This window comes from Gordonia sp. KTR9 (assembly GCF_000143885.2).
Taxonomy (GTDB): domain Bacteria; phylum Actinomycetota; class Actinomycetes; order Mycobacteriales; family Mycobacteriaceae; genus Gordonia.
In genome coordinates this window covers 20,185-44,543 of sequence record NC_018582.1, presented here as the reverse complement: position 1 = coordinate 44,543, position 24,359 = coordinate 20,185, and the positions used below count along the sequence as shown (strand labels likewise).

The window sequence follows — 24,359 nt, the reverse complement described above, 5'->3', positions numbered from 1 at the left end:
CACCTTCACCTGTGAGACATATATCGAACTACGGTCACCATGCAGGGTGCCCACCTTTTCGACATATGTCAAGGACGAGGGTAGGGTTGGGTCATGCCGAAGACCTTGCCGATGGTCGACATCAGTGCCCCGATCTGCTGCGCGCCGGTATCCGCGGCCCCGCTCGATGACGACACCGCCCTAGAAATCGCTCTGCGGCTCAAGGCGCTGGCCGATCCCGTCCGGATCAAACTCGTCTCGATCCTGCTCGCCGACACCGGGAACGGGATCTGCACCTGCGACCTCGCGACCGCGGTCGGCCTCACCGAAGCCACCACAAGCCACCACCTGGGGCAACTCCGCAAGGCCGGCATGGTCGCACCTGACCGACGAGGAATGAACGTCTACTACCACGCACGGCCAGAGTCATTGGAAGCGCTACGCAGCGTTCTCAGCGCCACCACAGGGTGCTGCTGAACCGGCACCGTCGGCGATAGCCCAGGCGGCCGTTGACGCTAAGCGTGGGTTCGGCGTGGGTGTCCATTCTCGGTTGTCGCGGATCAGCGCACACGACGTCTACCAGCCGTCTCGCCAGTGCAATGAGGGCGTGGCCGTGTGAGCGTTTCTCAGTGCGCTTACGTTGGTAGAACTCGCGCGACGGGCCGTCGCACTGGGCGCTGCTGAGGGCGGCCATGTAGAAGACCTTGCGTAGTCCGCGGTGATAGCGCTGCGGTCGTCGAAGGACTCCATGCCGGTTTCCGGAGTCATGGAGCACTGGGGCGAGTCCGGCGTATGCGGCAAGTTTGGCTGCTGATCCGAAGGATTCGAGGTCACCCCCGGTGTAGGAAATCAGTTCGACACTTCCGATCGTCCCGATACCCGGGACCGACTGCGATATGCGAGCGTGGCGGCGCCGACCCGTAGCCTCGGCGATCTGTTTGTCTACGTCGGCGATCTGGCGCGTGAGCAGAGTCAGAGAGGCTGCCGCTGCGGTCACCAGGCGAGCGGTCGCTGCCTCCTCTCCGGGCAGGACGACGGTCTGCCCGGCCGCGAGCTGCACCAGGCCCGAGAGCACGTGCGACGACTGCAGACAGCTTACGAACTCGCCCGCTAGCCAAGTGCCACGCCACAGGAGCACTCGTGGCAAAGTGAGCTGTTGTGACTGCCCATCTGAGTACGCGGCCCTGGATGATCCTCCGGCGTATCGCTGCTCGAGTCGCTGAACAGCGAGGCACCGATGCCAAGGACGCCGGGGGTGAGCCATCGCCGATTCTGAGCGTCCTCGCGACCGGTGTCGTCGGTATCCATCGCTGCGGCGGTCAGTGCGCGGCGGGCACCAGCAACACCGGACGCCGGGCGTGATGGACCAGGGCGGAGGACACCGATTCGCCAAGGAAACGCTCCATCAGCGACATGACGCCGCCGCGGGAAGCGCCGATAACGATCATCAGAGCGTCATTGGCGTCTGCGATGGCGGTCAGCAGGTGGGAAGGTGTTCCTTCCCGCGAGTAGTAGGTCCAGTTCCCGCGGCTCTCGGCCAATATAGTGCAGGCATCGACGCGTTCGGATTCGACGGCATCGGCGATGCGTTGTTCCCAATCGTCGCTGTCCGGGTCGATCGGCAGATCGTCGTTGTCGACGATGTGCGCGACGTGCAGGTATCCGTCGAGGCGTGCGGCGAGGTTAATCGCGTACGTCAACGCGGTGTGGCTGGCGGGATGTCGATCGAAGCCGACGACCAAATGGCAGTCGGGTTCACCGGCACTGGGACCGTCCACGTATAGGGGGCTTCGCCAGTCCCGCAGCTTTTCCCGCGGTGGCGGGTCCGTCGGGTCCGTCTGATGGTGATGGTGGTCGGTCATCGCGCCTCCTCATAGACCAGCGAGTGCGAGGCCCGCGCCGCCCGCGGCGATAGTGACAGCCAACGAACCGAAAGCGTTCACCGCGCCGGCCCCGTAGCGTCCGCGCTGGATCAGTTGCACCGTTTCGAAACTCGCCGTACTGAATGTGGTGTAGCCGCCGCAGAATCCGACACCGACGATCAGCTGCACGTCGTCGGGCGCGCCGTGGAAAAGCACGAGACCTGTGACGAATCCAAGGATTAGCGATCCGGTCACGTTGATCAGCGACGTCGCCCAGGGAAACTCGCCGCGAATACGCGTTCTGACTACACCGTCGAGGACGAACCTGCTCACGGCGCCGAAGCTTCCGGACAGCACAATCCACAACGGCGTCACCGCCTCTCCTCCGAGCCGCGTACACGCGCTCCGACCGCGATACCGGCGACCGCAGCAACCACGCCGGCGACGACGGTGCCTAACGCATAGGCCACCGCTGCGGCGGTGAGCTGGTCGCGCAAGAGTTCGGTGGTGTCAACTGCGAGGGCACTGTAGGTGGTGAATGTGCCCAGCAGGCCGGTCCCCCCCGCCAGGCGAGCCCGTTGCCGCCAGCGGGTGTCGGGCCCGAGCCTGCTCAACGCTTCGAGGAGGAGACCGAGGAGGAACGCGCCGCCGATGTTGATGACGAACGTCGTAGCCGGCCACGTGCCCGCCGTGTGGGGAAACCAGACGCCGAGTTGATACCGCAGCCACGTACCAGCCACACCGCCTGCGGCGACCGCGGCGACCGCGGCGGGACTGAAATGCAGGGGTGTGGCGGCGGGCAGCGGGGGACTGTCGGGGTCGATCGACAACGGCGAGGCGGGATCATGTCGGTCGTTCACAGGGCAGACTCCTTCCGTATCGGAAAGGAGCCATCAGCCTCGGTCGAGGCGGTTCAGATACCGATTCGACGGTATCCGGGCGGAGATCCATCGCCCGATGAAGATGATAGCCGAAGCCGATCGCAGTCGCCCACCATTGCCGCGCGCCGGCGTCTCGGTGTGCTCGTGAACAGCGCCCGCGACCGTACTGCCGGGGTCACGAGAAGTCCGTCGAATACTTCACTGAAGACCGCGTCCAATCCAAATCCACTGCCTAGCAATTACACTCGCCCCCGTTTAGCGCCGATTAGGGATTATGTCCGGTAAAGCACTGCATATCGAACAGATGCAACGGGATCAGGAGCGCTGCTTGGCGCCGATCTGGTCAGCGAGTTGAGCGGTTAGTTCGCGGGCATACTCGACCTGCCGCTCCAGCTTGCGGCAGGCCTCTTCGGCGCGGCCGCGGAACTCGGTGATGATACTCAGTGCCGCATGACGCTCGTGGTTGTGAGCGCCTGGGAGCGCGAGTACGTCTTGTGCGGCCAGTAGGGCGCGCATGTCGTCGAGGCTGAAACCAAGAGGCTTCATGCGGCGGATGACTAGAAGCCTGTCGATGTCGGTGCGAGTGTAGAGGCGGAAGCCTCCGGCGGAGCGCGCCGAGGGGGCTACCAAACCGACATCGTCGTAGTGGCGGATGGTCTTGACCGATAGCTCGGTGGCTGCGGCGACTTCACCGATCTGGAAGTGCTCGGTCTCCTCGGCGGTCACTGGTGGCCCTTTCGTGGTCAGTGTGTGCCGGCGAGGTGTCCGCTAAGACGTTGATGCCGCTCGGCGCTGCTGTCGTTGAGTCCGATAATGTTGGCAGTCTTGCCTTTTGCCTGGTACTTGGTCGTGATGGCGTCAAGGGTAGCGACAGTGGAGGCGTCCCAGATGTGTGAGCCGCTCATGTCGATGATCACGTTCTTCGGGTCGCCAACGTAGTCGAACTGGTAGATCAGGTCGTTGCTTGAGGCGAAGAACAGTTCGCCCTGCACGGCGTACACCCGGGTATCGGGGTCGGGGTCGGCGACGTCGACGACTTCAGTGAAGTGGGCGACCCGTCGGGCGAAGAGCACCATTGCAGTGAGCACACCGACGATGACCCCGTAGGCGAGGTTATGCGTGGCCACGGTAACGATGACGGTGGCAAGCATGACCGCAGTCTCACTTTTCGGCATGCGCCGCAACGTCTTCGGGTTGAGACTGTGCCAGTCCATGGTGCCGACTGACACCATGATCATGACAGCGACGAGCGCGGCCATGGGGATGAGGGCGACGATCTCGCCGAGGCCGACGACCAGGACGAGTAGGAACACCCCGGCGAGTAAGGTCGAGATCCGCGTACGCGCGCCAGAGTCTTTGACGTTGATCATGGTCTGCCCGATCATCGCGCAGCCACCCATCCCGCCGAAGAAGCCACTGACGATGTTGGCGATTCCCTGGCCGGCGGCTTCGCGGGTTTTGTTGGAGTGGGTGTCGGTGAGATCGTCAACAAACTTCGCGGTCATCAGCGATTCGAGCAGCCCGACCAGTGCCATGGTGAACGCGTATGGGGCGATGACTGTCAGGGTGCCCCAGGTCAGCGGCACGTCGGGGACAAACAGGCTGGGCAGGCTGTCGGGAAGCTTTCCTTCATCGCCGACATTGGGCACCGAGAAACCGACGGCCAGCGTGATCGCGGTGAGCAGCACGATGGCCACGAGAGGGGCTGGGATCACCTTGGTGATCTTCGGCAGAAGCACGATGATGGCGATACCGACAGCGACCAGGGGGTAGACCAGCCACGGCACGCCCAGCAGGTGCGGGAGCTGAGCGGTGAAGATGAGAATCGCCAGGGCATTGACGAAGCCGACCATGACGCTGCGGGGTATGAAACGCATCAGTTTCGCGACACCGAGACCACCGAGGGCCAGTTGGAAGACGCCGGCGAGGATCACTGCGGCGATCAGATAGTCCAGTCCGTGGCTTTTGACCAGCGGCGCGACAACGAGCGCAACAGCGCCGGTCGCAGCGGAGATCATCGCTGGCCGACCCCCGACAATCGCGATGGTCACCGCCATTGTGAACGATGCGAACAAGCCGACTCGTGGATCCACCCCCGCGATGATCGAAAACGAGATTGCTTCAGGAATCAACGCGAGCGCAACCACCAGGCCGGCCAGGATCTCGGTACGCAGGCGCCGCGGTGAACGCAACGCCGCCCACACCGACTGTTGTTGAGCAGGAGAGAGCACCTCGGTTGCCATCGACACACATCGCTTTCAGTAGGGGGACGTCGGGTGCGCGCCCAGGTCACGGGACCGCGAACACGGCCCCTGGGACACCGGCGCTGTACTGCGCCGTGAATCAGAGACTCTGTCGCGCAAGCTTCCCAACTAGCGGTCGGCATCGGTGCCGCGCGGGGAGCGGCGCAACGCGACGAACTCTACCCTTACGGGAGGGTAGAGATCCAATTGAGCGGTTGCGTGTGCGAGACACCACAGCACTCGACCACCCTCCCCGTCTTGATACGATCGTATCAAGACGGGGAGGGGGTCGTGTGCAGAAGCGAAGGTGCCGGTGGGCGCCACTGTGGGTGGCCTCAGCCGCCCAGCTGATGCTCGTGTTGGATGTCTCGGTGGTCAATGTGGCTCTGCCGCACATACAGTCAGATCTCGCAATCCCGGACGGTTCTGTGCAGTGGGTAGCCAGTGCGTATGCGCTGGTCTTTGCCGGCGGTTTGTTGGTGGGCGGCAGACTCGCCGATGTGTTTGGTCTACGTTCGGTGTTCGTCACCGGACTCACAGTCTTCGTGCTGGCCAGCGTGGTGGGCGGATTGGCATCGTCTGCCGTTGCGCTGATCGGCGCGCGAGCGCTGCAAGGGGTCGGCGCTGCAGTGGCGTCTCCGGCAACTTTCACTGTCTTGACCCGCAGCTACCCCGAAGGTTCACAACGCACTCGGGCGGTGGCTGTGTGGACCGCTGTCAGCCTGGTTGGCGGCGGTCTGGGCAATGTTGTCGGCGGGTTCCTCACCGATGCGGTGTCATGGCGGGCGGTCCTGTTGATCAACCTGCCCATCGGCTGCACCGTAATCGTCGCAGCCCTCCTGGTCCTCCCACGTCGCGAGTTCGGTCGACGCGGGCGCATCGATGTCGTCGGTGCGACCCTTGCCACGGTCGCGCTGGTCGGAATTACCGTCGCCGTGAGCGAGGCCACCTCGGCTCCACACATGGCGGCGGCCGCCACGGTCGTCACTGTCATCGCCGGTGCAGGTTGTGTGATGCAACAACGGCACAGCCGGACTCCGTTGGTGCCGGCCCGGCTGTTGCGCAACCGAGTGGTGATGGCAGGTAACGGATTGATGTTGCTAACCGGCATCTGCTTTCAGGCCCCGGTCTGGCTCTTCCTCACCTATCTAATGCAACGGGACATGGGCTTCACCCCACTCCAAGCAGGGATCGGGTTTGTTCCCCTCACCGTGGTCACAATGCTTGTCGGAACACTGGTTGCGCCACGCATACTCAAGCGCAGTGCGCCGGGCTCGGTCATCGCAGCAGGCGCCGCCGTCGCTGCTGTGGGATTCGCCTGGCAAGCCCTCGCGCCCACCGATAGCTTTTCAACCGCGGTTCTCGGCCCTGCCGTCGTCATTGGCATCGGCGGTGGACTGCTCAACACGCCACTCGGAGTCGCCGTCACCAATGGGGTCGCCGATGCTGATGCCGGTGGCGCTTCCGGGGTGATGAACACTGCCAAACAACTCGGCGGGGCACTGGGTTTGGCCGCGTTGACCCCGTTGACGGCTGACTACACCACCTTCACCACAGCGTTCGAGATCATGGCTGCGTTGATGGCGGCCGTCGCTGTGACCGCCCGATGGACAATCAGACCCCAGAACTGCATCGAGCCTGACCACATCCACGAGAGGTGATCTGCCCATGCCCCCACACGCCGACCACGATCAACGACGCACCCAGATCATCGGCGGCGTCCTCCAGGTCGTGGCCACTGAAGGACTCGACAAGGTCACCATGCGCACAGTCGCCGAGATGGCTGGGGTATCACTGCGCCTAGTGCAGTACTACTTCGGCACTAAAAGTCAACTCCTCCAACACACTCTGGCCCACCTCGAAACCGAGAGCCAACAGCGGTGGCGCCACAGACTCGACATGCTCGATCGCGCGACCACACCCCGCGACATACTCGATGCCTACCTTGATGAAGCGCTACCCACGGACGCGGCCAGCCGCGAATTCCACATCGTCTACCGAGCATTCACCGCCGCAGCATTGACCGACCCGGCACTGACGACAGAATCCCTCAGCGCCGGCCCTCGTCGCGTCCACCACGAGATCACCGACCTCATCGGCAGAGTCCACAACACGGGGCTGGTCGATCGCGGCACCGATCCCGCGACTGAAGCTCACCACCTGATGGCCCTCGAACACGGACTCAGCACAGGCATCCTCATCGGCCTCTACGATTGCCGCACCGCCCGCAGCATCCTTAGCAAACACCTCAACCAGCTGATGCCCGCACCGGACCTCCATACGGACTGACGCTGGGGACAACCCCCCTCCGCGAGGGGGCGACACCGCGGTCCATTCGCGACCATCGCGAAGTAGCGCCCACACGACGTCGACGAGACGTCGAGCGAGTGCGATAAGCGCGTGGACATGCGAGCGTTTCTCCCGTCGTTTGCGCTGGTAGAACTCACGGGACGGCCCGTCACGTTGCGCACTGTTGAGTGCGGCCATGTAGAACACCTTCCGCAGACCTCGGTGGTAGCGCTGGGGTCTGCGCAGAGTGCCGTGGCGGTTGCCTGAATCATGCGGCACTGGCGCAAGACCGGCATAGGCAGCGAGTTTGGCGGCCGAGCCGAACGAAGTGAGATCACCACCGGTGATCGCGACCAGCTCGGCACCACTTCCGGTGCCGATGCCGGGCACGGATTCGAGAATCCATGCATGGCGGTGTCTGCGGAACACCTCGGTGATCCGTTTGTCCAGCTCGGCGATCTGGCGAGTCAGCGCCATCAGGGAAGTAGCTGCCTGCTGCACCAGCTCCGCGGTGGTCGCCTCGCCAGGCAGAGTGACGGTCTGCGCGGCCGCGGCGGCACGCGCCTTGCTGGTCATCTTCGGAATGGTCGGCCGGCGAACACCATGACCGCGCAGGTGGTCGTAGATCTCCTCGTCGGAGGCCACAAGGATCGCCGCTGGCGTGGCGAAGCGAGTGAGGAACGCCAGACCGGTCAGCGTCGAGTAGTCGAAACACCGTTCCAGACCAGGGAAGATGCGGGTCAACAAGCCGCGCAGGCGGTTGATGCCTCGCGTGCGCTCGTTGACCAAGTCGCCGCGATGGCCGGTCAACAGGTCGAGTTCGATCGCGAGGTCATCAAGGACCGCGACCGTCGCGAGATCGCCACGTAGCCGAGCGGTCTGGGCGATCACCACCGCGTCTCGGGCGTCGGTCTTGCCTTCGCCGGCGAAAGCGCCGGTCATGCTGTGCACTACGCGACCAGGGACATAGCGAATGTGCTGGCCGCGGTTGGACAACACTCCTCGGAGTAGGGCTGATTCGGGTGCAGTCATGTCGATCGCCCACACCACCGATTCAGTCCCGGACACTCGGTCCACGATCGCTTCAATGGCCGCCTGGTCGTGGGGTACCCGTCGTGACCACAGCACCACTCCCGCGTCGTCGACCGCCGCGGCGTGATGTGCGTGACGACCGACATCGATTCCTACCCATACCGTTTCGATCATATGAACCTCTCTGATCGGTCGTGGTCACCTCGTCAGGGTTGTTTCGCCGGCACACCTTTACACAGCGACAAATTCGCGAACACATCTCAATCAGCGGCCGAAACGACCCGTCACGGTCCGGGGTGGCCGTCCACGCCAAGCCACCAAGGGCAACAGGTGATTGTCGAGCCACGCCCCGAACCGCGGACGAGCACCCGAGGCAACCGGCCCCGGACGTACTCCAACGTAAAGGTGATTGTGCGGGAGCGACGCGGGTTCGGGAGGGCTTGGTGTCGCGGCAGCACTAGTAGTTGCGGTTTGTGTTCGTCATACTCTCCGTATGTTTACCTGGGGAGATTGGCTTCGGTTTGTACTGATACCTCTTGTCGTTGCCGGAGTTACAGCCGTTGTTGCGAGTGGTAGAAATGTCGTGGAAGGCGCAGAGGCTTTTGGGCTGGTGTGAAAGAACGACTAGCGCAGCTTCGGCAATCGACCGTTTTTATAGGCGTTGGTGTGATCGGTGTGATGGTTCCGACTGTGCTGTTCGCTCTGACCAGCCAGGGCTCGAAGGTTGGCATATGGGGATCAGTGCTCGCAGCGCTCGCCGCGGTTGTAGGTGCTATTGCTTCGCTATTTGTAGCGAGACAGGAACGCGAATCGTTGAATCTTGACCGTGCGGCAGCGGAGATTTCGGCGCATTTCTCACGGATGTCCATGCAAGCCATTTCTAACTTAGGCGGATTGGATATACACGAGAATGCTTACCTCTCTACTGCCTTTGGCAGACTTATCGATATGGGCGTTTTTGAACGTGCGGACGTTGAGGGTCCTGATGGTGAGGTGCTTGTACGGCTGACCCTGACTCCAGAAGGCCGGAAGGCGTTGGATTCGGCGTTGGTTCAGGCGGAGGCCCAAAATGCGGCGAAATGGGCGGATATCGCGAACGAGAACGGCGAGGGCTACGCCCCCGGGCGCGAAGCGCCCGGGGGCGTAGCCCCGGGCTAGGCCGTTCCGTAGATGGGTGTGGTGGTGAGGATGAGGCATTCGCGGTTGTCGTCGTCGGCGACGATGATCGCGTGGCCGTGGGTGAGGAGTTCGGCGAGTCCCAGTGCCCACTCCGACATTTTGAGGTCGAGCATGTTGGCGATGTCGATGAGTGCCGGCGCATTGTCGGCGCTCGCGCTGTCGAGGACGTTGGTGGCTCGGATGATCTCGCGGGCCGCCGGGGTGACGTCGATGTTGGTGATGGTCCAAGCCATGGTGACTCCTTCGATTGGGTTCGCAGGGTTGCGAACGTCGAGAGACCTGTGCTGACCGGACGAGGGTGGGCTGTCAACCCCGAAGAAGGCAGGCGCGCCGGAGGCCACTTTCGTCATACGAGCGTAGCGAGTGAAAGTGGTTGGAGCGCAAGGGCGGAGCGCAGCGGAGAACGGGCGGTAGCCGCCTGGTGTGGGTTGACAGTTCGGGTCCCCGGTCGGTCACACTTGGTCGACGTGTGCGCTGCTGTTGGTGACCACCCACCTGAGTAGGGCTTTTGACTCCCGGTGGTGGCCGGCGCGGAGCGTAGCGAAGTCGCCGGCCACCACCGGATAATGTTGTGCGGCCGCCGGGCCGGTCCGCTGTGCCTCCCGGCTGGGGCCGCCGGTCGGGCGGCCCCGATGCTCGGGTTAGGCGGCGTCTTCTGTGTCGGTGAGGGTGTCGGGGTCGAGTGCTGCGGCGATTTGGCGGGCGGTGGTCAGGACGCGGGCGGCGGTGTCGGCGATGACGTCGGTGTTGCCTTCGGCCCATCCGGCGATGTAGCCGATGCTGTAGTCGCTGGTGTCGACTCCGAGCATTCCGGCGGCGACGTAGGCGACGGATTCGGCTTCGACTTCGCAGCGGCCGCGGTGGGCGATGTAGTCGGCGGTGTCGATGTCGGTGTGCATGAGGGCGTGGGCGCTCTCGTGCAGCATGGTCTTGGCGGCCTGGGCGTCGGTGAGGTCGGCGGCGATGACGATACGGCGTGTTCCGTCGGTGGTGGTGTACCCGTTGGTGCCGGTCTCGGGGATCTGTTCGCGGCTGACGGTCCAGCCCTGGGCGGTGATGTAGTCGACGGTGCGGCTGTAGATGTCGGCGGGGTCGTCACCGATGAGGGTGTGGGCGGGGCTGGCGAGGTCGACCCAGACTCGGGCCTTGGGGTTCTTTTTGCGCATCCAGTCGGTGACCTCGGTGATGGGGTCGGTCTGGGCGATGTCGAACACGGACAGGATCGGGTAGGTGGCGATCTTGCGTTCGGTGTCGTCGCCGGTCTCGGGGTCGGTGTCGGTGATCTTGCGGGAACTGAATCCGCGGATCCGGATCGCCTTTTCGCCCTTGCGGACGTGGCGTCCGAGTTCGAGCCATTTGTTGTACCCCGCGACCTGGGAGGCGTCGGGGCGCTGGGCGAGGATCAGCATGAGGTTGTTGAGGCTGTAGGTGCGGAACTTGGTGGCGTAGTCGAGGAACGCGGCCCACTCGTCGGTACCGGTGAGTGCGGCGACCTTGTCGGTGATGGTCGCGTGCAGCTGCGCGGCGAGTTCGCGGCGTGCGGCGGCTCGGTCTTCGCGGCTGATGGTGGCGGTACGGGCCATGGTGGATGCCTCCCTAGTGTCGGCCTCGGCGGGCCGGTGCTTTGCGTGACACCTGCCATGTCTTCGCCGGCGGGAGGTCGGGGCAAGGGTGTTCACAGTGAAAAAGTCATCCGGGGCGCAGCCCTGCAAACCCGTAGGGCGGATTAGTTTTTCGCGGCCCTTGCCGCCGTGCCGACCAGAGGTACAAGACTGGTGGGGGTCAGCAAAGCAACCCCGATGCGGTGGGGTGGCGGCGTAGCCGCTTCCGATCAGGTGGCGGCGCAGCCGCCAGAGGCAGCACCGTCGGTGCTCGCGCCGGTTACTGTGACGGTTGTGGGTAGCCCAGATGATGAATCGGCCGACGTCGACGACGACGGCTATCTGGTGTGCTCGTTCTGCGGGCGCGAGAGGCCGGTGTGGCTACACACGATGGACCCGAACGAGACGAGGTTCCGCAAGTACGGCAAGGGCCACACCCTGGGTAGTTGGTGGGCGCTATGTCAGGTGTGCGAGGACGCCTATCAGTCCGGCGACGAGGACCGCGCCGTGGGCCGCATGATGGTCCTCGACAGCCAGTGGAACATCGACTGGCACATGGCCGAACGCATCGGGGCCTTCACCTTCGATCTCGAGGAGAGCGTGCGCAAGCCGTTGCGGGTGTTCCGTGCGGCCGATCGTGGTCGGCGCCGCATTCGCCGGCGCGCCGACACCGATCACTCATGACAGCAGAGGTCGAGCCGGGGCCGCCGTGGTGGCGACCCCGACCCGCTGCCCGGTTAGGCGATCCAGCGTCCGGGGGTGATGTGGCCTTCGAGTCCGCCGAGCTTGGCGGCGAAGGCGGCGGCGTCGGCGAGGATGGGCCAGGGCTCGGTGAGTACCTGCTGCCAGCTGGCCCAGTCGGTGTCGTCGCCGGTGATGGTGGCGGCCAGGTCGGGGTGGCGGCTCTCGGCGATCATCGTGGCGAGCTCGCGGGCTGCCCCGGCCCGGCGGGCTGTGGTTCGGCCGGCGGCGATGAGGTGCAGGCCGGCGTCGTGGATGGGGTCGGCGGTCTCGGGGTTGGTGGCGACGAGGTCGGCGGCGGCCCAGAGCAGATCGGCGACGCTGCCGATGGCGGCGGCGGTGTCGACGGTGTGAGCGATGTAGTCCATGAGAAAGTCCTCTCGTTGTGGTCCGGCCCGGTGTGGGTGGACGTCGAGAGACCTGTGCTGACCGGACGAGGGTGGGCTGTCAACCCCGAAGAGGCAGGCGCGCCGGAAGCCACTTTCGGTTGCGAGCGCAGCGAGCGCGGGTTACCAAAGTGGTTGGAGCGCACGGGCGGAGCGCAGCGGAGAACGGGCGGTAGCCGCCTGGTGTGGGTTGACAGTTCGGGCCCCCGGTCGGTCACACTTGGTCGACGTGCGCGCGCAATAGGTGACCACCCACCTGACTGGGAATCTCCCCGGGGCCGGGGGCGCAGCGCAGCGGAGCCACCGGGCCGGGACAACGCTGTGCGGCCGTCAGGTCGCTCCGCTATGCCCCCTCGGGGGTGGCGGGTGTGCGTGTTGAGCGGGCCGCGACCGTGAGAGGTCGCGGCCCACCGTGCAGCGGGTCTAGTCGAGTGGCACGTCGGCGGCCTGCTTGTCTCCGGCTATGACCTGCTCGACGTCGGAGAGGGTGTAGCCGGTCACCTCGACGAGGAAGTGCAGGTAGTCGGCGCGGGCGTCGACGTAGCTTCCGTGGTAGTGGCTGTCACCGGCGTTGCGCCAGGCGTCTTTCCACATGTGCGCTTCCCGCGATGCCAGGGCGATGCCGAGTCCGATGATCTGGGCGCGGTCGGCGGTGGTGGCCTGCTCGATCAATTCGGCGGGGTCGCCGCCGAGGATCGTGGCCGCGATCTCGGCGGCGTTGCCCTGGCTGCTGTTCGCGCCGAACATGTCGTGATGGGCGCGCATCGAGGTCGCGATGAACTTCGCGACCGTCGGGGCGCTGCCCTTCGGGAGGGTCTTGCGGGCCAGCCACGCGGTCAGCTTCTCGATTCGCACCTCGCGGGCGGTGAGACTGGCGGCGTTGAGGACCCGCACCCGGCGACGTTCCTGCTTGCGGGCTTCCTTCTCGTCGTCGCTGAGGTCGTCGGCGGCCGTGGCGCTGCTCTGGGTGTCGTAGCTGTAGGGGCGCTCGGTGAATCCGAGGTGGTCGTTGCGCAGGACGTACCAGGTGGTTTCGATCTCGCGGGTGACGTTGCGGGTGAGGGCGCGCGGGTCGACCAATCCCTCGGACGGTTCGGTGTCGTCGTCGAACACGTCGTCGTCCAGCGACCAGTCGATGGTGTCCTCGGCGACCGCGTTGCCCTCGGCGTCGGTCCACGATTCGGTCTCATCGGCCCACACGTAGGCCACGCGGTGATCGACCGGCACGTCCTCGATGGTCGCCGCCTTACCGTCGGCGGTCAGCAGCCGGTCGAGCTTGTGGGCCTCGTTGTAGAGGGGCTGGCGGGTCACAGCCGCGATCCCCTCGGCGGCGTAGGCGGCGACCTGGGCCAGCAACTCGGCCCGTTCGTCGGCATTGTCGGCCAACTGCTTGGCCTGGAAGTCGAACCGTCCGCTACGCGCGGCGCTGAGGAGCCACTGTTGCGCCTCGGGATCGTGGTCGTATGCCGCCAATGTCGCGGACTGCTCCAACGTCAACCCTGCGCCCTGGTCGAGCAGGTCCAGGGCGGTCGCGGACTTCGCGACCGCCAGAGTGGCGTCTACGTCCTTCTTCTTGGTGCGGGTGGCCTTGGCGATCTTGGTTGCCGACATCCCGGCAAGCGCGAGTTGTTCGATCGCGGCCACGCGATCGGAGGCGCGCAACTCTTCGCGCTCGAAACTGGCCAGCTGCTCCAAGATTCGATCCACCGTCAGGGCCTTGTCGTCGGCGTCGGTCGCGACCGGCACGACGTAGACCGGGACGCTGGCGAGCGCGTTCTTACGCGCCGCCAGGGTCCGGCGCTGCCCGTCGCGCACCCGGACCTCGCCGTCGAGTTCGACAGCGAGGATCGGCTGACGCACGCCGTCGCGGATCGAATCGACGAACTCGCCGGTTAGGGTGGCTTCGGCTTCGGTGCGAATGTTGGTGTCGATGACCAGATCGGCCGGGTTGAGGTGGCGCAGCTCGCCCGTCGCGGTGACGGTCTCGGTGGTGGTGTTGTGTGTCATGGGGTTTCTCCCTTACTGTGGTGGGTGAGACCCCGGCCAGCTAGTCCCTGGCCGGGTTTTCTGTTGCCCGCGTGCCGTATTGCGACGCGGAGGTCTTTTCTAGAGGTCGCCGAACTGCTCCCAGTGAGCGATTGCGTCGGCGGCGGCGTCGGTGGGGGACAGGTCGTCGTTGTAGGCGTCTCGCCACCCGAAATCGGGCAGGTCGCGGTGGCTGAATCCGTCGGTGCGCCTGCGAATGGCGCGGTCGACTCCGTACATCCACACGGCGAACTCGCGGTCACCGTCGGCCTCGGTGAGGCGGTTCGGTTCGTGCGCGGCGATGAGGTCAGCGAGCTCGTTGACCTTGGCGGGGTCGTAGGTGGCGATCCAGGCGTTCATGGTGGGGTGTCCTTTCGGCTGGTCAGAGGGTTAGTCGTGGGTGAAGGTGCGGCCTGCGCCCAGTTGGTCGATGCCGCAGCATTCGCACAGCCAGTAACCGGGCGGGTCGATGCCGTCAGCGGGTGTCAGGTAGCCGTGATCGGCCATGAAAGCCAGGACCTCGGCGGCGCTCTCGGTGTCGAGGGCGCTCATGTCTCCGTAGGCGACGGCGACAGCGCAGCTGTTGCACAGCTGGTAGGCGATGGTGGTGGCGCTGGTCATGGTGACCCCTCCCGTTGTGAGTGCTGGTTTGCGTTTGCACTGGCCATCTCTTTGCCGGAGGGAGTGGACTGCAAGGGAGGAAGTGAAAAAGTCATCCGGGGCGGAGCCCTGAAACCCGCAGGGCGGATTAGTTTTTCACGCCCTTGCGGGCCGCGACTGGAGGTAAGAGAATGCGGCAGGGCAACGCAAACCAACTCTGCCCGAAGGGCTCAGGGCGCGGCGCAGCCGCTCCGATCAGGTGACGGCGCAGCCGGCAGACAAGACCGCAACCGATCGCGGCCGGCGAGCTGGCCGACCGGACGCGGGCACACCGGACGCACGAGGCAGGGAAGGTGATTGTGCGGGAGCGACGCGGGTCCGGGAGGGCGTGGTGTCGCGGCAGCGCCGAATGGTGCCCCGATATTCTTAGCGGTGCCGAATGTTGTTATTTGCCAACAATATTGATCGGCGTTGTTACCTAGGCGAATATCTTGCGAAGAATTCAGGCGTGTCATACGCTTCGCTTAATTGGGTCAAATCACCCTCCGGATTTGAGAGTTCACCGGGCGGGCCGGGATTCCCAAGAATGACGTTGGTGCCGAATTTCAATGGCCGAACGTCCCTGTCGTGGTACCGCCATATTCCGCGAGATCAATCGCATTGCTCTGGATTAGAGGAGTTGTCAACGATGCGTCTACCTGTACGAATAGCTGTTGGATGCGGCGCGTTGCTGTGTGTTGTGCACTCTGCCGTCGGTGTAGCCCATGCCGACGAGCCTGCGTCGTCGAGCTCATCAACGACGTCGGTGGCACCGTCGAGCGTTGAGCGATCCTCACCGTCTGCTGAGCCGGAGTCGGAGGCGCCGCAGCCGACGGACGAGCACGCCCCGCCGGCCTCTGAGGAGGTCGAGACACCGTCGGTTGTGCCGACGACCCCGCCGCCGTCTGAGCCGTCGGAAGGGGAGTCAAGCGTCCCTGCGCCGCCCAGTTCATCCGAGGAGTCGTCGGAGGCTCCGTCGTCGTCGACTACGGATACGGAGACGTGCTCCAAGGGCGAGTCCGGGCGGCCGGCGACTGAGAAGTGGTCTCCGACTGAGGACCCGAAGGACACCGTCACGCCGGGCAAGATGCGTTCGGATTGCGAGAAGATCCCTGGTAACGGCAAGTTTTCCAAGGCTGACGCCGACAGGGCCGAGGTGATGGAAGCTCGTGTGGAGAAGCGGCAGATGACGGCTCGTGTGGCGGCTGGGTGCCAGGTGTACTGGCCGGCACCGTACGAGGTCTGTGGCGTGATTCGCGACAAGTACAACTCGTTGGGCGGACCCAACAGCTTCTTGAAGTTCCCGATCAGCAACGAGATCACCAATCCCGGGAACACCGGTAAGCGCAGCGAATTCATGGTCGGGCCGATCTACTGGTCGTCCGCGCACGGTGCGCACCCTGTGGTGAACAGCTTCATGACCAAGTGGGGCTCGAAGGGGTGGGAGTCGGGGTTCCTCGGCTACCCGAAGACTGACGAGATCGCGAATCCGGACGGGCAGGGGCGCCGTCAGGAGTTCGTTGGTGGGGCAATCTACTGGCATCCCACCCAGAATCCGCAGGCTGCCTCGATCGGTGGTGCGATCCGCACAAAGTGGAACGCTGTGGGCGCCGAGGGAGGTCCCATGGGGTACCCGACCTCTGATGAGGTAGCAGTCACGAAGTACAACGGGCGCTACAACAACTTCTTCAACGGGACAGTGACCTGGTCACAGCAGACAGGTGCTCGGCAGCTGTTCGGGTCGATCCGGGATAAGTGGGCACAAGCCGGCCGCGAGGACGGGCCCTTCGGATATCCGAAGACCGACGAGCAAGTCTCTCCCGACAATGTGGGCCACTACGTCTACTTCGAGGGAAACGGGGCGATCTACTGGCATCCCGTCGTTGGAGCATGGCCTGTACCAACCAAGATGCTGGCCCTCTGGCAAACCGTGCAATACGAACTAGGGAGCCTGGGCTATCCGGTCGCGGAGCCGCACAACGCTTCGGCGAGCGGTCAGGGTTTCTTGCGGCAGAAGTTCCAGAACGGCGTAGCTCTCGTAACTGACAGCGGCAAGGGTCTTGTCGCATCGAAGCCTCAGTAGCAGAAAGGTGTCGACGATGACCTCTAAGCGCGCCAAGATACTCGGTCTGATCTCGGCCATGATCACTCTTTACCTGATTATGACGGCAAACTCGTTTGCCGCTGCTGGGCCTCCGCCACCAGGTTATATGTCGTGGCAGGTAAGGCATACGGCCACTCCGTCCGAGATCGGCGACGTGCCGATGAGACGCGGGTACTACGACGACGTTACCGATCGCGGGTTTGGTACCGACAAGATCAGAGAAAAGCATGGGATCAGCGATCTGGGGATCCCATGGCTGGTTCTCGAGTACGGCCGGCGAGAAACTGCAACGGACGACGACAACGGTCAATACACCGGACAGGTACGGATGCGCCTGGACTTGCAGACCACAAATTGCATAGGCGATCTCGGATGCGGCGTCCCAATCACTCATAAAATGATCGCGGTGGTCGAAGACAATGAGCGCGAATACTACTGGGTGGCCCTTGCGAGTGTAAAACCGACCGAGCAGAATCCTGGGGTTCATCCGACCTTTCCCAATTCGAACGAGATCGATTATCTGAGGCTAGTGGGGGCCGACTATGAGAGCGATGAACGTATCGTTGGATTGGTGACCTGTTACGAGGAGGGTGTCGATGGGCATGTTTCTCAGAGCATTAAGGACTTCGATGTCGCTGGGTACTGGGACACGATGTTTGCGTAGTCAGCAGCGGACTCACACCTAGGTTGGGCCCGGAACCGAGGTTACGTCCCCGACCGTAAGCAACGCCTGTTCGAGTTCGTGGGTCGGGTGGCGAGGACGGAGCTTGAGGCGCACGGATGGATCGTTCCCGCTGGCCAGCATCCAGTTGAAGTCTTCTGGTGCTAGGAACGGTTCTCCGGCGTCGTCAGCGAAGACAACGAATCGTGTTGGCCTGTATCGTACGAGTGATCTGCTCGTTTGGATTCTGTACGCGTAGTCGAACCATTGTTTTCCCAGGGCCGAGTACACCCAGGCTTCCTGCTCCTCGACCGTCGTGTGTTGCCAACGCTTCGCGCTATAGTCGGAGTCGTCCACTTGGTGGAATGAAAGAAACAGGATGATTAGGCGAGGATTGATGCTAGTCGGGAAAGTTGCTGATTGGCTCGGGTCGTAGACCGCCCAGTCGAGTCGAATGTCTAGGCTTTGATTTGTGAAGGTAGGTGCGCGCACCTCACGGAGCGTGAGTTTGAAATTCTCGTCAAATACATCGTTCGATGCTAGACGGTCACCGATGTGGCTTCGATGAGCCGCCAGCGTGGCTCCCCAGCGCTCTTCGATGATCCTCTCTATCGCTTCACCTGCGTGAATCATGGTCTGATCGTATCAACCGCGCACATCTTGTTGGGGGTGTAAATTGCTGGTCTGCATTCTTCACTGGTCCAGACTTGATCGTTCGCCACTGAATCTAGGTGATGCCGTCTGCGCGACAGTTGCACTGGTGTTCATTCTCAGCTCCGCCGCTGTTGCAGGAAGTCCACCGTGGGGTTGGACGCTCTTCGTAGCCGGCACTGCGATCTTCCTGGTCATCACCTTACGTGTCTGGTTCCACGTGCTGGGACGTCTCCCCAACGGACGTAGAGCCGGGATGTGATCGGCTGCCGTTGTCCGTTTGGGCCTGGTTGGCGTCTCGACTGACCAGGCGTCTGAGGTAGAGCTAAGGCCCCCATGGTGGTCTCCTGCCGGGTGTCGGGCATCGAGGGCCGGGCGCCCTGCTGGAACGTGGGTGCCCGGCCGTCGTTGAGGGTTATCCGTAGATCACCTCGCCGTAGATGCCGGCTTGGGCGATGACGTCGGCGGCGATGGCGTCGACGTCGCCGGCGTCGTTGCTGCGGCTGGCAGCTCGGATGAGGTTCCGTAGGTGGTCGGAGACCGCTACCGAGCCGTCGGCGACGGCGTTGATTCCGCGGGCGATCGTGTCGAGGGTGATCTCGTGTACTGCGTCTTCGAGGTCTTCGATGACGGCGCGTTGGGTGGTGCTCCACCGGTATTCGATGCAGGTCGACCAGTAGCCGATGCCGCCTTCGAGGGCGCAGACGTAGATGTCGGTGAGGAACTGGGTGCGGGCGTTGGTGCGAGTGGTCATGGTGACTCCTTCCGAGTGCGCGACCGGTTGTCGCGTCCTACCCTTGGGACACGGCGAGGGTGGGCGGTCAACCCCGGAGAGTGCAGCGTGGGTTGAGGGGTCGGGCCCCCGACGTGTCATAATGAAAGGACGTGTGACAGAACTACTTTCACCGCATCTTGGTCAGAGAGGTTGGTTCTGTGCGGCGTCAGCCGCTCCGAGTTGTGCATCGAGCTGGTCAGCGAGCGCGGCCAGGGTGCGGGGAGTGTCCTGATTCCATGCGGTTTTAAGGCGGGATGATTCGCCGGGAGAGAGTGGTCGGCCGATCACGCAGGCGGTGATCGTTGCGATGGCCACGATGTCATCGAGGTCGACGACCTGGTTCATCGTGCTTCTTGGCGGTTCGTCGGCTCGCGGGCGGGGATCTGCGCTGATTGTGCCGGTAGCCTCCGACAAGCGTCAGCGGTCGGTGTAGAGGCGTGCTGCATGCTGCTTGGCGGTGTCGCGGTGTCCTTCGGCGGCGCGGAGCGCATCGCGGAGAGATCCCAGGGCTTTGGTGATACCGGCGATGGCTTCGGCGGGGGTGGTGGACGCGCCGAGGGTGTCGACGGCGAGGTCGTCGCGTTGTGCGAGGTCGCGGTAGTTGCGTTCGATGTCGAGGACCTGGCGTTGATGGGGTCGTAGAGCGCGTCGATGGCGTGGTCAAGTGTGCGGCCGGAGTCGTTCACAATGCTCCTCATGGTTGTCAGAATGAGTTGCGGGGCAACCGGTTAGGTGCGGTAGGCGTGGGCGCGGTGGTCGATCTTGACGATGACGATGGTGTGGTTGGGGTCGTCGATGCGCAGCAGGATGCGGTAGTCGCCGCGGCGTGCGCTGTGGAGGCCGTCGAGGTCGTCGCGCAGCGGTTTGCTGAGTCGGTGAGGGTTGCCGGCGAGTGGTCCGGAGATGAACTCGATGACGGCGTGCACGATCCGAGACGGAAGTCGTTGCAGGTCGCGGCGTGCGGGGGATGCGACCTCGACTCGGTACGGGTCGGCCGAGTCCGTGGGCGTGTCGCTCACTTGGGCGGCATACCGTGTTCGGCGCGCAGCTCCTCGAGCGAAATGGTCTGGACGTCGGCGTACTCGGCGTCGGCGGCCGCAACGGCGTCGCGGGTGCCGGCACGTGAGAGCCAGTAGATCGTTTCGTGCAGCGATTCGAGATCGTCAGCCGACATGAGCACCGCGGCAGGTTTGCCGTGCTTGGTGATCGTGATGATGTCGTGCGTGCTCTCGGCGCTGTCGATGAGCGCGGAGAGCTTGTCCTTGGCTTCACCCAGCGGCACTGTCGTCATGCATCCATATTAGCCGCTAGAGTGGCCAGAATCTAGCCATAACTGTAGCCGAAAACTGGATTGGGGACTGGGATCCTTTGCTCGAGCAGGAGAACGAGGTGCTGCGTCGGGCAGCGGCGTATCTGTCACAGGCGAACCGGCCGGGAAAAGGCTCCACCCGCTCGTGAAGGAGTGGTGGAGCAACCTGCCATGTGTCGCGGTTGAGCCGCCGATAGGATGCGTTCGACACACATGCATCGCTGCCGGCGCGGTGCAGCCCGGGTGAGCGGGGATAAGCATGACAACAGCAGCAGCAGCAGCAAACAGCCTTCTGGGAGCTGCGAAAGTTGGTCGCAAGGACGAGTTCTACACACAACTGAGCGACATCGAGAAGGAGCTCCGCCACTACCGGAAGCACTTCAGGGGCAAGGTCGTCTATCTCAACTGCGATGACCCGCGGGTGAGCAACTTTTTCCACTACTTCAGCCACAACTTCGAGCGCCTCGGCCTGAAGAAGCTCATCGCCACTTGCTACAAGAACCAGGACATGGACCTCTTCAGCCAGAACAAGGCCGAACAGGCGATCTGGCTGGAGTACAACGGCGACAAGGACGGCAACCGAATGCCGGACATCGAAGAGATCGGGGTCCACACTCTAGAGGGTGACGGGGACTTCCGCAACGCGGAGAGCATCGAACTGTTGAAGCAGGCCGACATCGTTGTGACCAACCCGCCGTTCTCACTCTTCAAGGAGTACGTTGCGCAGCTGGTCGAATACAAGAAGCAGTTCCTGATCATCGGCAATATGAACGCCGTCACCTACAAGGAGATCTTCCCACTCTTTCAGAGCAACCAAATTTGGTACGGCCCCAGCATCCGCAGTGGCGACCGGGAGTTCGGCGTACCCGCCGACTACCCGCTTACTGCTGCGGGGGCTCGGATTGACGAGTTCGGCAACAAGTTCGTCCGGGTCAAAGGGGTCCGTTGGTTCACCAACCTCGACTATCCCGAGCGCCACGAGGATCTCATCCTCTACAAGAGGTACACGCCCACCGAGTATCCGACCTACGTGAACTTCGACGCGATCGACGTCTCCAGCTACAAAGACATTCCCTACGACTACGACGGAGTCATGGGCGTACCGATTACATTGCTCGACCACTTCAATCCTGCCCAATTTGAACTCATTGGGAACAGCGAAGACATGGCACAGATGAAGGAGATCGGCGTTCAGCCCGTGGGTGCGGAGTTCATTGCTGCCTATCAGGCGGCTGGCGGTACAGGCAATCGCACAGCAGGTATGCGGATGCTGGGGGTGATGGAGCCGAAGGCCCGCGCTGTTTTCAAGCGCGTTCTTGTGCGCAGGAAGGCTGCTACTACATGAGGATCGAGCTTAAGACGATCCCAGTCCGCGACCTCGTCGAAGGTTACGAGGACAATGAGGAACAGGGCGTACGGGCTTACGCCGGTAAGCTGGACGTCCGGCCGCCCTACCAGCGCGAGTTCGTCTACAAAGACAAGCAGCGGGACGCCGTGATCGAGACGCTACGCCGCGACTTCCCACTCAACGTCATGTACTGGGCCGTACAGGACGACGGCACCTTCGAGGTCATCGACGGCCAGCAACGCACCATCTCGATCTGCCAGTACGTCGAGGGTGACTTCTCCATTCCAATCGGCGGCCACCAACTCGCGTTCCATAATCTCCAGCCCGACCAGCAGGAACAGATCCTCGACTATCAGCTCATGATCTACCTCTGCGAGGGGACACCCTCCGAGAAGCTCGACTGGTTCAAGACGATCAACATCGCCGGTGAGAAGCTTACTGACCAGGAATTACGCAACGCGGTCTACCACGGACCGTGGGTGTCCGCCGCGAAAAAGTACTTCAGTAAGAGCGGTTGCCCCGCCTACGGAATCGCCAGCGACTACATCACTGGATCGCCAATCCGCCAGGACTACCTCGAGACCGCAATCGAATGGGTCAACGGCGGCAGGGTCGATGAGTACATGCGCGATCACCAGCACGACACGAACGCCAACGAGCTGTGGCTGTACTTCAAGGCGGTCATTGACTGGGTCGAGACCACCTTCCCGAAGAAACGCCCTCAAATGAAGTCGGTCTCATGGGGCCCGCTCTACAACCAGCACAAGGGCACGAACCCCGACCCGACCGAGCTTGAAACGCGGATCACCACTCTCATGGCGGACCCGGACGTCAAGAACAAAAAGGGGATCTACGAGTTTCTACTCGAGGGCGAGATGAACACAAAGCTTCTCAACGTCCGGGTCTTCGACGAGAAGACCAAGCTCGCGGCATACGGGAAGCAAACGGCTGCGGCCGAGATGTCAGGGGCATCCAACTGCCCGGTCTGCGCGGGCAGTGGTAACAACAACGCGACCCGCATCTACGAGCTCAGCGAGATGGACGCTGACCATGTGACCGCCTGGAGCAAAGGCGGAGCATCGGACCTTGCCAACTGTGAGATGCTCTGCGTGTCTCACAACCGCAGTAAGGGCAACCGGTGACGCAAGCGCGTGAGCGGCTCGCTTTCATCTCTGCGGTGGTCTTCTGACGTCGTCGCCGCTGGCACAGCCGTGATGAGAGTATTGTGGGGCCAACGTACAACTGCGCCTGATCTGGCTGCTGTCTAGTAATGGGAGGTGAACGATGGGCAAGGCACACCGACTGGCCAAGAGCGCCAAAGCGCGTTCAGGCAAGACAGGACGGTTCGTAACCAGCGTCACGACGAAGCGAAACCCGGATCGCACACCTCCTCGCGACGAGCCCACCAGCGCCATCAGCCATCCCGATGTTGGATCGCTGAGTTCGGAGCAGCGCCGAGCTTATATCGAGTTGATCGGCGCGAATGTCGCCGAATGGTCGGCCGATCTCAACCGCCGTCTGGCGTGACCGTCCACTACCTGACCGGCGAGGAAGTCCTCGCCGTGGGAAGTGCAGCGTGCAAGTTCGAGGTAACCGTCGGGGAAAGACCCCAGTTCGAGGCCAACATCGCGCGCCCGGGGTCGTCAGCGTTCGGTAAAGATGCGTTCCCGGATCTGTGGACTAAGGGAGCTGCGTTGCTGCACGCGTTCGCTACCACTCAGACCCTCGTCGACGGTAACAAGCGCACCTCGTGGGCGGCGGCGTGGACGTTCCTGATCGTCAACGCTGCCGCGCCAATCTTCCCAGCATCCGAACTCGACGGCGTTCACGCCGAGAAGCTGGTGCTACAAATCGCCGCCGGCGAGTTGTCTGTCGAGCAGATCGCCATCCGGCTGCGCGACGTGGCACCGCTGGGCTAGTTATGGGCACACCATGACATACGTACCGCCAGGCATTCCACCTAGGGGAGTGGTTTGGCGAACTCGCGTTGCGCGGTGAGGGTCCAGTAAGGGTGGTCAGTCCAGCCGCCGATCTGACGGCGCTGCGGGCTCGTCTCGAGGTTCGCGCCGCCTGGACCGCCGGCTGCTTCAATCGCGGCGTTCGTTTGCCCTTCTGACTGGGGGCTGAATGACACGGTGACCTCGACGTTTTCACCTACCCGCTGGTGGTTCTGCGGTGGCTCGCCCTGGTTGTAGGCCGTGACAAAGGCGGTGGCGCTGTGCTTGCGCTCGTCGACCAGGTCGTAAGCGTAACGACCGTTGCGGACCTCGATTTCTGCGAAGTCGACACCGTAGTAGCCAGGGCCGTTTGGCTCCTGAGGGTCGAAGATCGTTCGATTGAGAACAACGGACAGTTTGCCGCCGTCGGGTAGGTTGACGCTTCCCGACGCTCGAACAGTGTCGCCATCGATCTGAGTGTCTAGGGTCAGCGTGATCACCTTGTCCGACACGCTCGGTGTGCTTGCGAGGCTCGACCCCGATGCAGCTGAGGAGTATGCCGAGGAGGTCGTCGCAGGAAACGTCGATAGATCCGTCGACGAGGAGGAGGAGGGGACTGAAGAATCTGTGGAACACCCCGCGCCACCGCTGATTGCCAGAATCAGCATCGAGACAGCCACAGTCTTACGTTTCACGCTGAGAACGCTACGTCACTTC

General features: G+C 63.2%; 29 protein-coding genes, 2 pseudogenes and 1 riboswitch. Of the genes and pseudogenes, 12 read left to right on the top strand and 19 right to left on the bottom strand.

Annotated elements, in window-relative coordinates; all coding sequences use genetic code 11:
* Window positions 1-93: 93 nt before the first annotated feature.
* Window positions 94-456 carry an Rv2640c family ArsR-like transcriptional regulator gene (locus KTR9_RS25320; RefSeq protein WP_014928813.1) on the top strand — a complete coding sequence of 121 codons (363 nt, stop codon included), beginning with the start codon at window positions 94-96 and terminating at the stop codon, window positions 454-456.
* Here the strand turns inward: KTR9_RS25320 and KTR9_RS25315 are convergent.
* The 6 genes and pseudogenes from KTR9_RS25315 to KTR9_RS25290 form a co-directional block, all read right to left on the bottom strand.
* A pseudogene (locus KTR9_RS25315) lies at window positions 418-1,030 on the bottom strand (transposase); the annotation flags it as partial. The gene KTR9_RS25320 and the pseudogene KTR9_RS25315 overlap by 39 nt on opposite strands.
* 268 nt (window positions 1,031-1,298) lie before the next feature.
* On the bottom strand, window positions 1,299-1,841 hold the full coding sequence (locus tag KTR9_RS25310) for a universal stress protein (protein WP_014928811.1): 543 nt from the start codon (window positions 1,839-1,841) through the stop codon (window positions 1,299-1,301).
* A gap of 9 nt (window positions 1,842-1,850) precedes the next feature.
* Window positions 1,851-2,216 carry a fluoride efflux transporter CrcB gene (gene crcB / locus KTR9_RS25305; RefSeq protein ID WP_044508622.1) on the bottom strand — a complete coding sequence of 122 codons (366 nt, stop codon included), beginning with the start codon at window positions 2,214-2,216 and terminating at the stop codon, window positions 1,851-1,853.
* Window positions 2,213-2,701 (bottom strand): FluC/FEX family fluoride channel, encoded by a 489-nt coding sequence (locus KTR9_RS25300; RefSeq protein WP_014928809.1) that lies wholly within the window; start codon window positions 2,699-2,701, stop codon window positions 2,213-2,215. Before KTR9_RS25300 ends, crcB begins: the two co-directional genes overlap by 4 nt.
* Before the next feature lie 17 nt (window positions 2,702-2,718).
* Window positions 2,719-2,805, bottom strand: a riboswitch (Fluoride riboswitch).
* Between the two features lie 232 nt (window positions 2,806-3,037).
* Complete coding sequence (locus KTR9_RS25295; RefSeq protein ID WP_014928808.1) at window positions 3,038-3,448, bottom strand: MerR family transcriptional regulator; 411 nt, start codon at window positions 3,446-3,448, stop codon at window positions 3,038-3,040.
* 17 nt (window positions 3,449-3,465) lie between these two features.
* On the bottom strand, window positions 3,466-4,965 hold the full coding sequence (locus KTR9_RS25290) for a SulP family inorganic anion transporter (protein ID WP_044508665.1): 1,500 nt from the start codon (window positions 4,963-4,965) through the stop codon (window positions 3,466-3,468).
* A gap of 329 nt (window positions 4,966-5,294) precedes the next feature.
* Between KTR9_RS25290 and KTR9_RS25285 the strand changes: the two genes are divergently transcribed.
* Both KTR9_RS25285 and KTR9_RS28185 read left to right on the top strand, forming a co-directional pair.
* Window positions 5,295-6,626 (top strand): MFS transporter, encoded by a 1,332-nt coding sequence (locus KTR9_RS25285; RefSeq protein ID WP_238554177.1) that lies wholly within the window; start codon window positions 5,295-5,297, stop codon window positions 6,624-6,626.
* A 7-nt stretch (window positions 6,627-6,633) separates the two neighbouring features.
* Complete coding sequence (locus KTR9_RS28185; RefSeq protein WP_083889042.1) at window positions 6,634-7,254, top strand: TetR/AcrR family transcriptional regulator; 621 nt, start codon at window positions 6,634-6,636, stop codon at window positions 7,252-7,254.
* A gap of 27 nt (window positions 7,255-7,281) precedes the next feature.
* On the opposite strand, the pseudogene KTR9_RS25280 reads toward KTR9_RS28185, so the two are convergent.
* A pseudogene (locus KTR9_RS25280) lies at window positions 7,282-8,460 on the bottom strand (IS110 family transposase); the annotation flags it as partial.
* Between the two features lie 492 nt (window positions 8,461-8,952).
* Between KTR9_RS25280 and KTR9_RS25275 the strand changes: the two are divergent.
* A complete protein-coding gene (locus KTR9_RS25275; protein ID WP_044508621.1) occupies window positions 8,953-9,444 on the top strand; it encodes a hypothetical protein in 492 nt (163 codons plus the stop codon).
* Here KTR9_RS25275 and KTR9_RS25270 read toward each other — a convergent pair.
* Window positions 9,441-9,698 carry a hypothetical protein gene (locus KTR9_RS25270; RefSeq protein ID WP_044508619.1) on the bottom strand — a complete coding sequence of 86 codons (258 nt, stop codon included), beginning with the start codon at window positions 9,696-9,698 and terminating at the stop codon, window positions 9,441-9,443. The two genes, KTR9_RS25275 and KTR9_RS25270, sit on opposite strands and share 4 nt — an antisense overlap.
* 408 nt (window positions 9,699-10,106) lie before the next feature.
* Window positions 10,107-11,048, bottom strand: coding sequence for an ArdC-like ssDNA-binding domain-containing protein (locus tag KTR9_RS25265; RefSeq protein WP_044508617.1), 942 nt, complete (start codon window positions 11,046-11,048; stop codon window positions 10,107-10,109).
* A 312-nt stretch (window positions 11,049-11,360) separates the two neighbouring features.
* Here KTR9_RS25265 and KTR9_RS25260 point away from each other — a divergent pair, with 312 nt between their 5' ends.
* Window positions 11,361-11,750, top strand: a complete 390-nt coding sequence (locus KTR9_RS25260; protein WP_044508615.1) for a hypothetical protein — start codon at window positions 11,361-11,363, stop codon at window positions 11,748-11,750.
* Between the two features lie 53 nt (window positions 11,751-11,803).
* On the opposite strand, the gene KTR9_RS25255 is transcribed toward KTR9_RS25260, so the two are convergent.
* From KTR9_RS25255 to KTR9_RS25240, 4 genes are all read right to left on the bottom strand, one after another.
* The gene (locus tag KTR9_RS25255) at window positions 11,804-12,175 is read right to left on the bottom strand and encodes a hypothetical protein (protein ID WP_044508613.1); all 372 of its coding nucleotides are present in this window, start codon (window positions 12,173-12,175) and stop codon (window positions 11,804-11,806) included.
* A gap of 441 nt (window positions 12,176-12,616) precedes the next feature.
* A complete protein-coding gene (locus KTR9_RS25250) occupies window positions 12,617-14,200 on the bottom strand; it encodes a ParB/RepB/Spo0J family partition protein (RefSeq protein WP_014928799.1) in 1,584 nt (527 codons plus the stop codon).
* A gap of 99 nt (window positions 14,201-14,299) precedes the next feature.
* Window positions 14,300-14,578 (bottom strand): hypothetical protein, encoded by a 279-nt coding sequence (locus KTR9_RS25245; protein WP_044508610.1) that lies wholly within the window; start codon window positions 14,576-14,578, stop codon window positions 14,300-14,302.
* A gap of 30 nt (window positions 14,579-14,608) precedes the next feature.
* A complete protein-coding gene (locus KTR9_RS25240) occupies window positions 14,609-14,839 on the bottom strand; it encodes a hypothetical protein (RefSeq protein WP_044508608.1) in 231 nt (76 codons plus the stop codon).
* A gap of 1,105 nt (window positions 14,840-15,944) precedes the next feature.
* On the opposite strand from KTR9_RS25240, the gene KTR9_RS27650 reads away from it, so the two are divergent.
* Together KTR9_RS27650 and KTR9_RS25230 are read left to right on the top strand one after the other, a co-directional pair.
* The gene (locus KTR9_RS27650) at window positions 15,945-16,940 is read left to right on the top strand and encodes an LGFP repeat-containing protein (protein ID WP_158409766.1); all 996 of its coding nucleotides are present in this window, start codon (window positions 15,945-15,947) and stop codon (window positions 16,938-16,940) included.
* Between the two features lie 16 nt (window positions 16,941-16,956).
* A complete protein-coding gene (locus KTR9_RS25230) occupies window positions 16,957-17,625 on the top strand; it encodes a hypothetical protein (protein ID WP_148281330.1) in 669 nt (222 codons plus the stop codon).
* Between the two features lie 18 nt (window positions 17,626-17,643).
* Here the strand turns inward: KTR9_RS25230 and KTR9_RS25225 are convergent, their stop codons facing one another.
* The 3 genes from KTR9_RS25225 to KTR9_RS25215 all read right to left on the bottom strand — a co-directional run bounded on the left by KTR9_RS25225 (window position 17,644) and on the right by KTR9_RS25215 (window position 19,393).
* Window positions 17,644-18,255 (bottom strand): hypothetical protein, encoded by a 612-nt coding sequence (locus KTR9_RS25225; protein WP_014928796.1) that lies wholly within the window; start codon window positions 18,253-18,255, stop codon window positions 17,644-17,646.
* A gap of 433 nt (window positions 18,256-18,688) precedes the next feature.
* Entirely contained in the window at window positions 18,689-19,027 is a 339-nt protein-coding gene (locus tag KTR9_RS25220; RefSeq protein ID WP_044508606.1) for a hypothetical protein, read from the bottom strand.
* A gap of 162 nt (window positions 19,028-19,189) precedes the next feature.
* Window positions 19,190-19,393 carry a hypothetical protein gene (locus tag KTR9_RS25215; protein WP_044508604.1) on the bottom strand — a complete coding sequence of 68 codons (204 nt, stop codon included), beginning with the start codon at window positions 19,391-19,393 and terminating at the stop codon, window positions 19,190-19,192.
* Between the two features lie 99 nt (window positions 19,394-19,492).
* Between KTR9_RS25215 and KTR9_RS27785 the strand changes: the two genes are divergently transcribed.
* Window positions 19,493-19,690 carry a hypothetical protein gene (locus KTR9_RS27785; RefSeq protein ID WP_044508602.1) on the top strand — a complete coding sequence of 66 codons (198 nt, stop codon included), beginning with the start codon at window positions 19,493-19,495 and terminating at the stop codon, window positions 19,688-19,690.
* Between the two features lie 86 nt (window positions 19,691-19,776).
* Here KTR9_RS27785 and KTR9_RS25205 read toward each other — a convergent pair whose 3' ends face one another.
* Window positions 19,777-20,067: a type II toxin-antitoxin system RelE family toxin gene (locus KTR9_RS25205; RefSeq protein ID WP_044508599.1), complete on the bottom strand. Its 291-nt coding sequence runs from the start codon at window positions 20,065-20,067 to the stop codon at window positions 19,777-19,779.
* The gene (locus KTR9_RS25200) at window positions 20,064-20,339 is read right to left on the bottom strand and encodes a type II toxin-antitoxin system Phd/YefM family antitoxin (RefSeq protein ID WP_044508597.1); all 276 of its coding nucleotides are present in this window, start codon (window positions 20,337-20,339) and stop codon (window positions 20,064-20,066) included. Before KTR9_RS25200 ends, KTR9_RS25205 begins: the two co-directional genes overlap by 4 nt.
* 277 nt (window positions 20,340-20,616) lie before the next feature.
* On the opposite strand from KTR9_RS25200, the gene KTR9_RS25195 reads away from it, so the two are divergent.
* The 4 genes from KTR9_RS25195 (at window position 20,617) to KTR9_RS25185 (ending at window position 23,624) form a co-directional block, all read left to right on the top strand.
* The gene (locus tag KTR9_RS25195) at window positions 20,617-21,702 is read left to right on the top strand and encodes an adenine-specific methyltransferase EcoRI family protein (RefSeq protein WP_014928793.1); all 1,086 of its coding nucleotides are present in this window, start codon (window positions 20,617-20,619) and stop codon (window positions 21,700-21,702) included.
* Window positions 21,699-22,847, top strand: a complete 1,149-nt coding sequence (locus tag KTR9_RS25190) for an HNH endonuclease family protein (RefSeq protein WP_014928792.1) — start codon at window positions 21,699-21,701, stop codon at window positions 22,845-22,847. Before KTR9_RS25195 ends, KTR9_RS25190 begins: the two co-directional genes overlap by 4 nt.
* A gap of 142 nt (window positions 22,848-22,989) precedes the next feature.
* Entirely contained in the window at window positions 22,990-23,232 is a 243-nt protein-coding gene (locus KTR9_RS27140; protein ID WP_014928791.1) for a hypothetical protein, read from the top strand.
* The gene (locus KTR9_RS25185; protein WP_049942634.1) at window positions 23,229-23,624 is read left to right on the top strand and encodes a type II toxin-antitoxin system death-on-curing family toxin; all 396 of its coding nucleotides are present in this window, start codon (window positions 23,229-23,231) and stop codon (window positions 23,622-23,624) included. Before KTR9_RS27140 ends, KTR9_RS25185 begins: the two co-directional genes overlap by 4 nt.
* A 41-nt stretch (window positions 23,625-23,665) precedes the next feature.
* Here the strand turns inward: KTR9_RS25185 and KTR9_RS25180 are convergent, their stop codons facing one another.
* On the bottom strand, window positions 23,666-24,337 hold the full coding sequence (locus KTR9_RS25180) for a hypothetical protein (RefSeq protein ID WP_014928789.1): 672 nt from the start codon (window positions 24,335-24,337) through the stop codon (window positions 23,666-23,668).
* Between the last annotated feature and the right edge of the window lie 22 nt (window positions 24,338-24,359).

Coding starts and splice junctions, on each gene's coding strand:
- KTR9_RS25270 (WP_044508619.1), bottom strand. CDS start 9,698: ATGGCTTGGACCATCACCAACATCGACGTCACCCCGGCGGCCCGCGAG.
- KTR9_RS28185 (WP_083889042.1), top strand. CDS start 6,634: ATGCCCCCACACGCCGACCACGATCAACGACGCACCCAGATCATCGGC.
- KTR9_RS25255 (WP_044508613.1), bottom strand. CDS start 12,175: ATGGACTACATCGCTCACACCGTCGACACCGCCGCCGCCATCGGCAGC.
- KTR9_RS25200 (WP_044508597.1), bottom strand. CDS start 20,339: ATGACGACAGTGCCGCTGGGTGAAGCCAAGGACAAGCTCTCCGCGCTC.
- KTR9_RS27140 (WP_014928791.1), top strand. CDS start 22,990: ATGGGCAAGGCACACCGACTGGCCAAGAGCGCCAAAGCGCGTTCAGGC.
- KTR9_RS25230 (WP_148281330.1), top strand. CDS start 16,957: ATGACCTCTAAGCGCGCCAAGATACTCGGTCTGATCTCGGCCATGATC.
- KTR9_RS25250 (WP_014928799.1), bottom strand. CDS start 14,200: ATGACACACAACACCACCACCGAGACCGTCACCGCGACGGGCGAGCTG.
- KTR9_RS25310 (WP_014928811.1), bottom strand. CDS start 1,841: ATGACCGACCACCATCACCATCAGACGGACCCGACGGACCCGCCACCG.
- KTR9_RS25215 (WP_044508604.1), bottom strand. CDS start 19,393: ATGAACCAGGTCGTCGACCTCGATGACATCGTGGCCATCGCAACGATC.
- KTR9_RS25245 (WP_044508610.1), bottom strand. CDS start 14,578: ATGAACGCCTGGATCGCCACCTACGACCCCGCCAAGGTCAACGAGCTC.
- KTR9_RS25220 (WP_044508606.1), bottom strand. CDS start 19,027: ATGACCACTCGCACCAACGCCCGCACCCAGTTCCTCACCGACATCTAC.
- KTR9_RS25290 (WP_044508665.1), bottom strand. CDS start 4,965: ATGGCAACCGAGGTGCTCTCTCCTGCTCAACAACAGTCGGTGTGGGCG.
- KTR9_RS25195 (WP_014928793.1), top strand. CDS start 20,617: ATGACAACAGCAGCAGCAGCAGCAAACAGCCTTCTGGGAGCTGCGAAA.
- KTR9_RS25320 (WP_014928813.1), top strand. CDS start 94: ATGCCGAAGACCTTGCCGATGGTCGACATCAGTGCCCCGATCTGCTGC.
- KTR9_RS25265 (WP_044508617.1), bottom strand. CDS start 11,048: ATGGCCCGTACCGCCACCATCAGCCGCGAAGACCGAGCCGCCGCACGC.
- KTR9_RS27785 (WP_044508602.1), top strand. CDS start 19,493: ATGCTGCTTGGCGGTGTCGCGGTGTCCTTCGGCGGCGCGGAGCGCATC.
- KTR9_RS25190 (WP_014928792.1), top strand. CDS start 21,699: ATGAGGATCGAGCTTAAGACGATCCCAGTCCGCGACCTCGTCGAAGGT.
- KTR9_RS25240 (WP_044508608.1), bottom strand. CDS start 14,839: ATGACCAGCGCCACCACCATCGCCTACCAGCTGTGCAACAGCTGCGCT.
- KTR9_RS27650 (WP_158409766.1), top strand. CDS start 15,945: ATGCGTTCGGATTGCGAGAAGATCCCTGGTAACGGCAAGTTTTCCAAG.
- KTR9_RS25225 (WP_014928796.1), bottom strand. CDS start 18,255: ATGATTCACGCAGGTGAAGCGATAGAGAGGATCATCGAAGAGCGCTGG.